Below are 12,511 nucleotides of genomic sequence, written 5' to 3'. Positions count from 1 at the left end.
ACTTTATTACTTACACATTACTTTCACACTTAGAAATCAATCGTTGATTTCCTTAGTCTTTTTTCATACAGTTACACAAAATGTTGCACAAACGTGTGACTACTGAAACTCGTAGTAACTCAGAGACTAAGATTTGGCACTGAAGAAACAGCACTTTGCTGAAGGCGAAATACCAATATTTGACGAGGCTTGTATCTACAAGCGAGGTGACTATTGGCAGTTTCGTATGTGGTTGCCAAAAGAAAACAAGTACGCACGTAAAAGCCTTCGTACACGCAGTGAAGCTACTGCAATCGAAAAGGGAAAAGCTGCGTACTTAGAGATTTACGCTAATCTACAGCAAGGCAAAACCTACTTCTCTATAACCACAAAAGAAGGTGTGGAGAAGTATCTTAGCTTTCGTCAGCGAGATGTTGAACTTGGACACATAGTCAAAGGACGACACACAACAATCGCAACTCATCTACAGCACTTTCTTAGCTTCATTGGCAAAGACACTAAGCTGAAAGAACTAGAACGCACTGACTGCGAAAACTACTTCTACCATCGTCACAAAGCTACCAACGGCAACGTCAAACAAGTCACAGTTCAAAACGAACAAAGCACAATTAATGCGCTTATGAAATGGCTACATAAGAATGGCGAAACACACATAGATGGCTTTGACTTTAAGAAGCTGCCACGCTTAGACAAAGGCAATGAAGCTATTCGTCGTGCAACACTGACTAACGATGAATACGAAGCACTGTATCGTGCTATGCGCACCTACACTGCCAAACACAACAAGCTAGATGATGTAGAACTAAGAGTGCGAAAAATCGTGCAGCACTACGTTCTTATCGCAGCTAACAGTGGGTTGCGTGTTGGTGAGCAGCGACAGCTACGTTGGAGTGATGTGCAGATTGAACGTCACAAAGTGAATGGCGAAGAACAAAAGCTAGCACGTATCCATGTTCGCGCAGAGACAAGTAAAGTGCGTACAAGTCGCACCTTCTTGTGTCGTAATGGACAATACTTTGAACGTTTACGTGAAATATCTAATCCTAAAACAGCTGACGAGTTAATCTTTACAGTTGATAACGAAAACGAACTAAGCAAGCGAACGCTGCTATACCACTTCCATAAGATGATTGAGTTAGCAGATATTGCAGATAGGGAAGTGCGTGACTTAGTACCCTACAGCTTGCGTCACTTTATGATTACGCAGCGTATTATGAGTGGATTAACGTTTAGGCAGATAGCAGATATGTGTGGCACTAGCGTGGCACAGATTGAAAAGACGTATTACCACTTGAATGACGAAATACGTTTAACCAACGCTGTAGCTGACTACAGACGTAGAGAAGATGGCACTATTGAAGTGCTTTAGAAAGGAGAAAAGATGAATATTTACACAAGAAGACATGATGAAGATGTTAACTATTCGATTGTACTTGTAGTTGAATTTCAGCCCATATCGCTAGATGAGGGTGAGAAAATGTTACCCTTTTTGCGTCAGAAAAATGGTGAATATGGTTATACCGATTTGAGGGAATTAGATGGCATGTATGATGCTGCGCTTATTAACATCCAAAAGAAAAAGTATAAGATGAAAAGCAAGCTACAAGAAATTAGAAACGATGTAGGAAAAAACATTAATGAAGCATACGCACAGATGAAAGGATGAGATGATGTTTGATGAATTTATGATGACTACTGGAAACGATGAAGCAGCATCTCGCATGGCTATATCTATTGTTACTAACTATATTGAAGAAGATATTCGCTATGCGAATGCCAAGCGATTTAGTGAAAATGCCAAAGACTTCGTCAGAGAAATTGAAGCATTCATAGAAGGCGTTACATTTGCAATACCTTCAGTTGAAATAATTGATGATACTGTGGTGAGAAATCAGATAATTAACTGCATCATTGATGACTTGAAAAAGGTTGAGCTAGATTAACTCAGCAGCGTTACGCTTCATCTCATCATTAACTGTTACGTAACGCTGTGTCGTTTGAATGCTTCTATGTCCAGCCATATCAGCTAGCACAAATACACTCACACCTTTCTGACTAAGCGTTGTTAACCAAGTACGTCTGCCACTGTGTGACGTAGCGCCAGCAATTCCAGCACGTGCATACAAGCGTTGTAGATGCTGTGTGGCAGTGTTTGCACTAAATCGCGCACTCTTTTGCGTAGAGAACAAATAACCATGCTGTGGACGCTTATCAACGCTTCTAACGTAGGATTGTAGCTGACGCTGCATTTGCTTTGGTAGAAATATCTTACGTGCTCGTTTTGACTTGGTACGTGCTGCATCTAGTGTCATTTCGTCTCGTACTGTGTCGTTTGCATCTAATACATCATCGAAGCGCAGTGCAGCAACTTCTCCAACACGTAAACCACACAAATGCGTAAACAGCAGCATGGTGCTGTCACGCAGTGGATAACGACTGCACGAATTTGTTACGTCTAGCAGCTGCTTTAATTCTGTTTTGTTAAGTGTCTTTGCTTGCGCCATATGTCACCACCTAAATGTAATGTTTTCGTGCATATAGCGTATTTTCTGAGGTTCTATTTGAGCAACCAATAAGTGCTCATATAATTCCTTCCATACATCAAAGACTTACGTAGAAATGTAAGATAATGTTTGTTTTCTTACTTTTAATTTGTGTTGTTTCTAGTGTGATTAGTTTGAGTTGTTTGTTTAGTCATAACGATAACAAGCCACCTCGTCCAAACGTGCAGCAGTTACATCCAAGCAGACAAACCAAGTATAAGCATCGCCTTTGTTAGGTTTGAGTATTGCTAAGAATTAGATAAGTGACAGCACTCAGTCAGCAGAACGTCACGTTGATAAGATTTAATCTCCTTCCAACAGTATTCGCTACGAGTGTCATCAAGTCCAATGTTGTCTTTAAGTAGTAGGTTGTGTGCCTTTGAAATGCGTTCTTGCCAAATTATTGGTGCATATTTTGCAATTGCCTTGTATTGACTTAGATGTGTGCCTTTGATGAAAAAGTGAATGTGAGTATTTGCGCCTAATCGTCCATGTTCTAAGAAAACAAGTCTATCAAGTCGTTTGCCTTGCATTGTTTCTTTGCGTTTAAGAATTTGTCTATCAAGTATGTTGAAGAAGTGCTTAGCGTCATTCGTAGCATCGCTGTCTGTTAAACGACTACCATCTTTGAACGTAGCAGTACCAAATAGCCAAAAGTTCTGACTACGTACCCACTCTGCGCCTTCTAGTTTTAGTCTTTCTACATATTGCACGTTTTTCCAATCCTTAATCTTCTATTGGTAAATACACAGTAGCTAGCTGTGCATGTAGTTATTTATCAACGGAGGAATGATTGATGCAGAAAACGGTTCTAAACGAAGTATTTGAGTTATTGCAGCAGATTGGTGCTGTCAGCAGCGAAAGCGAATTCAGTAAAGATTGGTTATGCAGAAGCGAGTGTTACATGCGTACGCTGCGTTTTAAGCGTGTTAAACCAAGCGTGGGTACATTGGCTATATGCGCAAGCAAATTACAGCACTACGGACGCTGTATGACGGCGACAGAACGCCATACGCAACTTGGTAAGCGATTTATCGAACTCAGCGAACAGTGCCACAAGCAGATTAATAGTGATGCTGTGGGGTGGTGGAAAGACGAGGCGAGGGTTTGACAAATAGCACTGTAGCTTCAATCCAACAACCTCGTCATCCGAAATTGGGTTTTAAGCAATAAATTTTCGTGCTGCGGTTTTCTGCGGTGGAGTACTTACAGAAGTGAGGTGGTGATTTTACATTACCCCATTCTGCTAGTTGCTAAATAACAGTATGAACAAAAGTGCATTACAAGACATACAGCAAGCATTGAACGCTATACGCAGCGAAATTGAACGTGTAGACGATGAGACAAAGTGGGCAGCACTTGAGTTAATGCTAGGCACAAGCAGCAGTGTTGTGGCGCTTGCTAAGAAGATGGCAAAACCAGAAACAAAGACTGTTACACGTACTGTCGCTGCTCCAAAGACAAAGATAATCAAACAAGAACCACCACAGCAGACGACGCCAAAAGACATAGAACGAACAGACTTCACACCTATTCGTCCACAACCACCGTTACCAAATCAACAAGACGACAGAGACAAACGTTAGAAAACCAGTCATAAGTGCATGGTTTGTAGCTATTTGACTGCGTGGTTGACACTATGACTGACTGGCATAGTGAGACGCTGTGCAAATACTTTCCCTTAAAATCATTGCTATACAGCAGACGTAGAAAAAACGTGCTTTTCAACTGATGAACTAATCTATAAGATAAGACTGACACTTAACTAATGGAGGTGTGAGATGAAATCTTATGACGAATTGAAAGCTGAAATGGAAACAATTCAGCAGCAGATGGTTGAAGCTAAGAAGAACGAACGTGCTAACGCACTGAAGGAAGTAAAGCGTCTTTGCAAAGAGTTTGGCTTTACTGCTGGCATGCTGAAAGGCTCGCTTGCAGAAGGCAGAAAACCCAAATCTTAATAGGCACGAGGATAAGCACCTATGTACGAAGCAGCGTTTAGAAACATTGACGATACACTTTGGAAAGACGCTGGTTGCAGCAGCGAACTTGACTACATTGAACAGACAAGTTGGGTGCTTTTCCTTAAATACTTAGACGACTTTGAAGCGGATAAAGAAACAGCAGCTATTCTTAATGGCGAGGCATATACACGCATAATTGATGGCGAGTTTCGTTGGCAAGAATGGGCAGCACCACGTCGTTCTGACGGAACACTAGATTACAACGCAGCACTTACTGGCGATGACTTGCGCGATTTCGTCAATCATAAGCTGTTTCCTTATCTTGCTAGCTTCAAACAAACTACGGATAACCCTCGCAGCATCAACTACAAGATTGGTGAAATATTCAGTGAGTTACGTAACAAGCTGCAAAGTGGTTACGCACTGCGTGATGTTATCAATAAAGTAGACGAACTTAAGTTCTTAAGTAACGCAGACAAGCACGAGTTAAGCAGCTTGTATGAAGATAAAATTAAGAACATGGGTAACGCTGGACGTAACGGAGGCGAGTACTACACTCCGCGTCCTCTTATCAAAAGCATCGTTAAAGTAGTAAATCCACAAATTGGTGAAACTGTTTACGATGGTGCTGTTGGTAGTGCTGGATTCTTGTGTGAAGCATACGATTGGATGCGAAACAGCAAAGAGTTAAGTGCTGCTGAATATGAAACACTTCAAACAAATACGTTCTTCGGAAAAGAGAAGAAAAGCCTAGCCTACGTCATCGGTATTATGAACATGATACTGCATGGTGTTGAAGCGCCTAACATCATCCACAGTAATACGCTTGCTGAAAACATTGCGGACATACAGCAGAAAGATAGGGTTGATGTAGTACTTGCTAACCCACCTTTTGGCGGCAAAGAACGTGCTGAGATACAACAAAACTTTCCAATCAAAACAAGCGAAACAGCGTACCTATTCCTACAGCACTTTATCAAAATACTTAAGACACGCGGACGTTGTGGCGTAGTCATTAAGAATACATTTCTAAGTAACACAGACAACGCAAGCGTTGCACTTAGAAAGCAACTACTTGAAGAATGTAATTTGTTTGCTGTACTTGATTTGCCTGGCGGTGCGTTCTTAGGCACTGGCGTAAAGACAGTTGTACTGTTCTTTGAAAAAGGTAAGCCAACAGAAAACGTGTGGTACTACCAACTGAATGTTGGTAGAAACATGGGTAAAACAAATCCACTAAACGAACGTGACTTGGCTGAGTTCGTTGATATGGCGAAGTCACAAAAGCTAAGTGACAACAGTTGGCTAGTAAGCTTAGACGACATCAATAAAGATACTTGGGATTTGACTGTAAACAATCCTAATCGTGTTGAAGAAGTGGATAACCGAACTCCACAAGAAATCATTGCTGAGATTGAACTGCTAGATGCACAAGCTGCAGACGCACTGCAAGCAATAAAGGAGTTGTTGTGATGTGGAACACAGTGAAGCTTGGAGATGTCTGCAGTGTGTTCACTGATGGTGATTGGATTGAGACAAAGGATCAATCTAGTGAGGGCATACGACTAATTCAAACTGGAAACGTGAAGACTGGAGCTTTTGCAGAAAGAAAAGACAAAGCTCGTTACATCTCAGAGAAAACATTTATGCGACTGAATTGTACGGAGGTAAAAGAGGGTGACATCCTCGTGTCACGTTTGCCAGAACCAGTTGGCAGAGCGTGCGTAATACCTAAGCTAAAAGAGAAAGCTATCACAGCCGTTGACTGTACTGTAATTCGAACAAAAGAAAGTGTTTTACCCACTTACCTCAACTACTACATGCAGTCCCCTCAATACTTTTCTGCCGTGCAAGAAAAGGTTACTGGGGCAACTAGACAGCGAATATCACGAAAAAATCTTGGCGAGGTTTTGGTAACACTGCCCCCACTCGCAAAACAACAACGCATCGTTGCTAAGCTTGATGCAGCGTTTGCTAAGATTGATAGTGCTATTAAGCTAGTTGAAGCGAAGCAAGCTAACGCTGAAAAACTGAAAGCATCGTTATTAGCCGCATCGCTTACAAGCAATGATGCTTTGTGCAAAACAGTAAAGCTTGGTGATGTATGTAAGATTGTGAATGGCGGCACTCCCAAGTCAAATGTCAAAATGTACTGGGAAGGGGATATCCAATGGCTTACGCCAAAGGATATGGGAAAGATAGATGGCAAGTACGTAGATTTAACGGAACGTCAAATTACAAAGGATGGATTAAATAATTCGTCAGCTAAATTAGTCCCAGAAAATTCAGTTATTCTTTCTTGTCGTGCGCCTATAGGACATGTGTTCATAAACACTATCGATATGTCTTTCAACCAAGGTTGCAAAGGGTTAGTTCCAACTGCAGAAATAATTACAGAGTATCTGTACTACTTTCTGTTTTCATCTAAACAGCTATTAAACGACTTAGGAACTGGAACAACATTTAAGGAAATATCTGGAAAAACTCTGGCGAACGTTGAATTACTGCTTCCTCCACTCGCAGAACAACAATGCATTGTCGCAAAGTTAAATGACGCATTTGCAGAAATAGATACTGTGTTTGCAACAACCGCCTTAGCTAAAGAAAACTACATAGCACTTAAATCAATAATACTTGCACAAGAACTCAATTCAAGTGAGGCAGCATGAACGAAGCTGATACACGAGCAGAGTTAATCGACAAGCAGTTAGAGGCTAGTGGTTGGAAAACTAGTTTAGACACTGGCGTACGTGTAAGGCGTGAGTTCAACATTAACGCTGGCGAAATTCGTGCCAGTGGGATGCGTACTGGACAGCTGAAGGCTGACTACGTGCTTGAGTACAAGAATATTAAACTTGCTGTTGTAGAAGCTAAGAGTAACGAACTAGATGTAAGCGAAGGTGTTGCACAAGCTAAGTTATACGCACAGAAACTTCGTTTACAGACTGGCTTTGCAACTAACGGCAAAGAAATCTACGAGATTAACCACAAAGACAGTACCGAAGGCAAAGTTGAAAGGTTTCCTACACCACAGCAATTATGGGAACGTACTTTCGGTGAAAGCAATGAGTGGTTAGAACGCTTTAACGCTATTCCGTTTGAAGATATGAACGGAATGAAACAAGCACGTTACTATCAAGAACTAGCTGTAAATCGTGCTGTTGAAGCTGTAGCAAAAGATAAGCAGAGAGTATTGCTAACGCTTGCTACTGGCACTGGAAAAACATTTATAGCGTTTCAAATAGCTTGGAAGCTATTCAAAAGTCGTTGGACACAGCAGAAGGATGCTAAACGTCAACCTCGTATCCTTTTTCTTGCTGACAGAAACATACTAGCTAATCAAGCATACTTAGACTTTGGTGCTTTTGACGCAGCAGCACTTGTTCGCATCAATCCAAACGACATCGCTAAACGCGGCGAAGTACCAAAGAACGGAAGCGTGTTCTTTACAATCTTCCAAACCTTTATGAGTGGCGAAGAAGGAAAGCCTTACTTTGGCGACTACGAAAGAGATTTCTTCGATTTAGTAATCATTGACGAGTGTCATAGAGGTGGTGCTAACGATGAAAGTAGTTGGCGAGGCATACTTGATTACTTCGACAGTGCTGTACACTTAGGCTTAACAGCAACGCCAAAGCGCACAGACAACGCTGACACGTACGATTATTTCGGTGAACCAGTGTTTACGTATAGTCTGAAAGAAGGCATACAAGATGGTTTCCTTACCCCCTTCAAAGTAAAGCGTATACAAACAACGATTGATGAGTACGTTTACACATCTGATGATGAAGTTATTGAAGGTGAAGTAGACGAAGGACACGTATACAAAGAGAGTGATTTCAACAAACGTATTGTCATTGAACAACGTGAAAGAAAGCGTGTGCAAGACATGCTTGCTGCCATCAATGAAACTGAAAAAACAATCGTATTCTGTGCTAACCAAGCACATGCTGGACTTGTACGCGATTTAGTAAATCAAGAAGCAAGCAGTAAAAGTGTAGATTACTGTGTACGTGTTACGGCAAATGATGGTGCGCTAGGCGATACCTATCTAAAGCAGTTTCAAGACAACGATAAATCAATTCCCACCATACTTACCACAAGCCAAAAGCTAACCACTGGCGTTGACGCACGTAACGTACGCAATATTGTTCTGCTACGTCCAGTAAACAGCATGATTGAATTCAAGCAGATTATTGGTAGAGGCACACGTCTGTTTGAAGGCAAGCACTTCTTCACTATCGTAGACTTTGTCAACGCATATCACTTGTTCAATGATGCTGAATGGGACGGTGAACCAGTAGAACCAGAAGGCGGTAATACTGGCTCAAAAGGTGGCAAAGGCGAAGAAGGGAATAGCGGTGGTAATGGTGGCGACGATGGCGAAGATACACCTTCTAAGCCAAAGCTACGCATTAAGCTAAGTGACGGAAAAGTGCGTGAATTACAAAGTATGAGTAGCACGTATTTCTACGTTGATGGCAAACCTATCAGCGCAGAAGAATTCCTTAAGCGTCTATTCGATACACTTAAGTTGCCAGAACTGTTAGGAAGTGAAGAAAAGCTTCGCAGTCTATGGGCAAATCCAATGACGCGAAGGGAGTTGCTTAAGAAACTCGAAAATGCTGGATGTCACAAAGACGACTTAGAAAAGCTGCAAGAATTAATTAACGCTAAAGACAGCGACTTGTTCGATGTACTTGAATATATCGCATATGCAAAATCGCCAGTAACACGTGCAGCACGTGTGGAAACGAACAAAGACAATATCTATAACTTGCTTAATTCGAAGCAAAGAGAGTTCGTTGAGTACGTCTTACGAAACTACGTAAACATTGGTGTAGACGAATTGGATGTAGGGAAGTTGAGTACGGTGCTTACAGCCAAATACGGAAGCATACATGCTGCACAACAAGAGTTGGGAAGCGTACAAGATATTCAGCGCACTTTTGTGGAATTCCAAAGAGAGTTATACAAGGAAGCAGTTTGATGAACGCATCTGAAAGCAAAAAACTTGAAACCATCAAGAAAAAACTTAATTGCGATTTGGTTGATTGCAGAGAATGTCTACAGTTTGAAGTGCTCGATGCTGAGCTCAAGCACCTTGAAAAAGAAAAGGTAAGATACAGAGGTAAATGTACAAAGTGTAACTCATCTGTTGTTTTGAATAATAAGCAAATTGAGTTATTGGAAAAGGCGATTGGTAAAATACACATTGCTGAACGAAAATTGAATTTCGATAGTCTGTTTGATACTGATGAGTGAGTGGCTAGACAATCAAAAGAAACCAAATGGTAACCATCATAAGCTGCTGCAAAAGAGAATTGAAAAAACTAATCCACGTCGTAAGCTTACAAGTGAAGAAACTAAGCGCCTTAGCAAGTTAGAAGGGATAGCTGACAAACTTAGACGTGGCGAAAACGTGCAAAACCGTCAGCTTCAAACGTGGTTACGCGAAGAAGAATACGAACAACTAGAGTGTGAGTGGAAAGAACAGCTTGAACTGCGTAACGAGCTTAAAGACAAACCAAGTGACTTAAAGCGATACGAAGAGAAGCTGAAACAAGCTACCTTCTACTACAATCGTGCAGAAGGCTACAGCAGTAAAGGTAAGCACTCTACTGCTAAGAAGTTCTACGACAAGAGTGAAAGTCTTTGTGAAGATGCGTTAGCGATGCTGCAAGAAATTCTGCACTATGACAGTAGCCTTCGCGTTTGGTTTGATAGAGATATTAGCTTTGAAGTGGGTAGTGACTTGAGCGCAGATATTGTATCCCTTCCACGCTTGGTTACCTCGCGCAGCAATGAAAAGCTGAGTGATGACAGCAGACTTACAAGCAAGCAGAGTGTTAAGTTAGCTGTGATTGAACGTGCAATGCACAACATTGGTAGAGACGCAGCGCCAGCATCTAAGCCAACAGCTTCAAAGCTAGATAAGTTTCTGAACGCAGACGACTAATCTTCGGATGACAGCCTTCGAACTCTGAAAGCACAATGCTTTTAGCTAATAAGGAGGCTGATATGACTGTACTTGATACACTGAATTTCGTTGCTTTTAATCCACTTCAAAACAACAACCCTATCGCAGTTCGTCGTCGCAAGCTGATTGCAAAGATAGATGAACAAATCCAACTTGCAGCAAATAAAGACTACACACCTACGCAACACAAGTGGGTTACTGACGAACATGGTAACCAACGCAAAGTTGAAGTTGCTAGGCGAGTTAAGCGTTGGTGGACTGCTAGTGTTGATGGAAAGATAAATCTTGTAGTGCGCTATGGAAGCAAGCCTTTAGAGTTTGCTAAAGGCAAGAATGCTATCGAACTAGCTACTGAAGCAGAAGTTGCTGATGTGCTAGCTAAGCTGCGTGAAGCTGCAGAGAATGGTGAGTTAGATGCGCTGATAGAGAAGCAAGCGCAGTTTGGCAGACGAGTGACACAAAAGAACAAGTGAACAAAACGAACAGAAGAACGTGTTTGGTTAAAGCACGTTCTTCGTCTTACAATGTGCAACAAGGGATTGCGTAAACTATTGAATTGCAATAGTTGCACAAGCGTAAATAAAGCGTGCAAAGTAGTGTTGGAGTTACACATTACTTACACACTAACTATTGTGAGGTAGTAAATAATTGATAATAAACAGGAAATTATCAACGTTGCTACTGAGTGGGAGTAGTTTTTATAGTGTAAGTCATTGAATCTATTGCATTAATGACTTACACATTACTTTCACAGTTAGAAATCAATCTTTGATTTCCTTAGTCTTTTTTCATACAGTTGGGTTCTACCCCGAATTTACGGACACTTTAAAGAAGGCCATAATCATGGCTAAGGAGTGTTTGTTATGTCTAAACGTAGAAAATATAGCCCTGAGTTTAAGCGGGGCGCAGTCGAGCAGCTAAATCAACCTGGTGTCACTTGCGCTCAGGTGGCTAGAGAACTGGGTATAGCCCAAAACATGCTTTCTAGATGGCGTAGTCAGATAGAAGAAGCTGGTTCAGAAGCTTTCAGTGGAACTGGTAGTCCTCGAGATCAAGAAATGGCAGCTCTCAAGAGAGAGCTATCTCGCGTTAAAAAGGAGCGGGATTTTTTACGCGAAGCGGCGACGTACTTTGCCAGGGAATCGAGCTGAAGTATCAGGCGATTCGACGTTGCTGCGGACAATATCCTGTCAGGCTTATGTGCCGCTGTTTAGGTGTTTCACCTAGTGGATATTACGACTGGTCTAAAAGACCCTTGTGTAAGACTAAGCTTGAAAATAAGCGCCTACTAAGCAAGATCGAAGATATTCATGAAGATAGTCGAGGCATTATTGGTGCGCCTAGAATGCATGAAGATTTATTGGATGATGGAGAGTCTGTTAGCTTAAATCGAGTGGCTAGAATCATGGCCACAAATGGACTGCAAGGCTGGCCTAGAAGAAAGAAGCGCAGCATGCGTGGCAAGGTGCAGATGTACTCCCCTGCAGTTGCAAATCATCTTAACCGTGATTTTTCAGCACTAGAACCAGAGACCAAATGGGTCACTGACATTACTGAGATGAAAACGGATGAGGGCAAATTGTACTTATGTGTCGTCATGGATTTATATCACAAGATAATTGTTGGTTGGTCTATGCACCATAGGCAGGACCGTCACATGGTACTCAAGGCTGTTGAGATGGCGCATTGGCAGAGACAGTCCAGCGATAAAGTCATATTGCATTCAGATCGTGGAAGTCAGTTTAGAAGCTACGTCTATCAACGATTCTTGAAGGAGAAGAATATAGTCAGTTCAATGAGCGCAGTTGGACATTGTGGTGATAATGCGGCTTGTGAGGGCTTTTTTGGAATGATCAAACGTGAACGATTAAATCATACACGTTATCCAACTCGAGATGCTGCTAAGGCAGATGTTTTTAATTACATAGAATTGTTTCATAATCCGAGGATGCGACGCCGAGTGGCTAAGCAAGATTTAAGGATTCAATCTTTATTAAACCGTCCGTAAAAACGGGGTAGAACCC

14 protein-coding genes and 1 pseudogene are annotated in these 12,511 nt (G+C 41.7%); 13 read left to right on the top strand and 2 right to left on the bottom strand.

Annotated elements, in window-relative coordinates:
- The first annotated feature begins 133 nt into the window (after positions 1–133).
- Genes Q8A57_RS00075 through Q8A57_RS00065 form a run of 3 tightly spaced genes read left to right on the top strand, consistent with a single transcriptional unit; the run spans position 134 to position 1,943 of the window.
- Positions 134–1,369 (top strand): tyrosine-type recombinase/integrase, encoded by a 1,236-nt coding sequence (locus Q8A57_RS00075; protein WP_305168880.1) that lies wholly within the window; start codon positions 134–136, stop codon positions 1,367–1,369.
- A gap of 12 nt (positions 1,370–1,381) precedes the next feature.
- A complete protein-coding gene (locus Q8A57_RS00070) occupies positions 1,382–1,666 on the top strand; it encodes a hypothetical protein (protein WP_305168879.1) in 285 nt (94 codons plus the stop codon).
- Position 1,667: 1 nt separating this feature from the next.
- Positions 1,668–1,943 carry a hypothetical protein gene (locus Q8A57_RS00065; protein WP_305168878.1) on the top strand — a complete coding sequence of 92 codons (276 nt, stop codon included), beginning with the start codon at positions 1,668–1,670 and terminating at the stop codon, positions 1,941–1,943.
- Here the strand turns inward: Q8A57_RS00065 and Q8A57_RS00060 are convergent.
- Positions 1,935–2,504 carry a tyrosine-type recombinase/integrase gene (locus tag Q8A57_RS00060; protein ID WP_305168877.1) on the bottom strand — a complete coding sequence of 190 codons (570 nt, stop codon included), beginning with the start codon at positions 2,502–2,504 and terminating at the stop codon, positions 1,935–1,937. The two genes, Q8A57_RS00065 and Q8A57_RS00060, sit on opposite strands and share 9 nt — an antisense overlap.
- Before the next feature lie 287 nt (positions 2,505–2,791).
- Positions 2,792–3,256 carry a hypothetical protein gene (locus Q8A57_RS00055; protein WP_305168876.1) on the bottom strand — a complete coding sequence of 155 codons (465 nt, stop codon included), beginning with the start codon at positions 3,254–3,256 and terminating at the stop codon, positions 2,792–2,794.
- An 83-nt stretch (positions 3,257–3,339) separates the two neighbouring features.
- Here Q8A57_RS00055 and Q8A57_RS00050 point away from each other — a divergent pair, with 83 nt between their 5' ends.
- The 10 genes and pseudogenes from Q8A57_RS00050 (at position 3,340) to Q8A57_RS00005 (ending at position 12,506) form a co-directional block, all read left to right on the top strand.
- Positions 3,340–3,654, top strand: a complete 315-nt coding sequence (locus Q8A57_RS00050; protein ID WP_305168875.1) for a DUF6626 family protein — start codon at positions 3,340–3,342, stop codon at positions 3,652–3,654.
- Positions 3,655–3,808: 154 nt separating this feature from the next.
- The gene (locus tag Q8A57_RS00045; RefSeq protein WP_305168874.1) at positions 3,809–4,129 is read left to right on the top strand and encodes a hypothetical protein; all 321 of its coding nucleotides are present in this window, start codon (positions 3,809–3,811) and stop codon (positions 4,127–4,129) included.
- A gap of 195 nt (positions 4,130–4,324) precedes the next feature.
- A complete protein-coding gene (locus tag Q8A57_RS00040; RefSeq protein ID WP_305168873.1) occupies positions 4,325–4,504 on the top strand; it encodes an H-NS family nucleoid-associated regulatory protein in 180 nt (59 codons plus the stop codon).
- Positions 4,505–4,525: 21 nt separating this feature from the next.
- The gene (locus tag Q8A57_RS00035; protein WP_305168872.1) at positions 4,526–5,980 is read left to right on the top strand and encodes a class I SAM-dependent DNA methyltransferase; all 1,455 of its coding nucleotides are present in this window, start codon (positions 4,526–4,528) and stop codon (positions 5,978–5,980) included.
- A complete protein-coding gene (locus tag Q8A57_RS00030; protein WP_305168871.1) occupies positions 5,980–7,176 on the top strand; it encodes a restriction endonuclease subunit S in 1,197 nt (398 codons plus the stop codon). The genes Q8A57_RS00035 and Q8A57_RS00030 overlap by 1 nt, the downstream gene beginning before the upstream one ends.
- Positions 7,173–9,497, top strand: coding sequence for an EcoAI/FtnUII family type I restriction enzme subunit R (hsdR, locus tag Q8A57_RS00025; protein ID WP_305168870.1), 2,325 nt, complete (start codon positions 7,173–7,175; stop codon positions 9,495–9,497). The genes Q8A57_RS00030 and hsdR overlap by 4 nt, the downstream gene beginning before the upstream one ends.
- Positions 9,497–9,772, top strand: a complete 276-nt coding sequence (locus Q8A57_RS00020; RefSeq protein WP_305168869.1) for a hypothetical protein — start codon at positions 9,497–9,499, stop codon at positions 9,770–9,772. Before hsdR ends, Q8A57_RS00020 begins: the two co-directional genes overlap by 1 nt.
- The gene (locus Q8A57_RS00015; RefSeq protein WP_305168868.1) at positions 9,765–10,466 is read left to right on the top strand and encodes a hypothetical protein; all 702 of its coding nucleotides are present in this window, start codon (positions 9,765–9,767) and stop codon (positions 10,464–10,466) included. The genes Q8A57_RS00020 and Q8A57_RS00015 overlap by 8 nt, the downstream gene beginning before the upstream one ends.
- Positions 10,467–10,501: 35 nt before the next feature.
- On the top strand, positions 10,502–10,960 hold the full coding sequence (locus tag Q8A57_RS00010) for a DUF6641 family protein (protein WP_369427749.1): 459 nt from the start codon (positions 10,502–10,504) through the stop codon (positions 10,958–10,960).
- 390 nt (positions 10,961–11,350) lie between these two features.
- A pseudogene (locus tag Q8A57_RS00005) lies at positions 11,351–12,506 on the top strand (IS3 family transposase).
- Positions 12,507–12,511: the final 5 nt, after the last annotated feature.

This window comes from Porticoccus litoralis, assembly GCF_030676955.1.
GTDB lineage: Bacteria > Pseudomonadota > Gammaproteobacteria > Pseudomonadales > Porticoccaceae > Porticoccus > Porticoccus litoralis.
The sequence above is the reverse complement of the archived record's forward strand: the minus strand, read 5'-3'. Positions and strand labels throughout refer to the sequence as shown.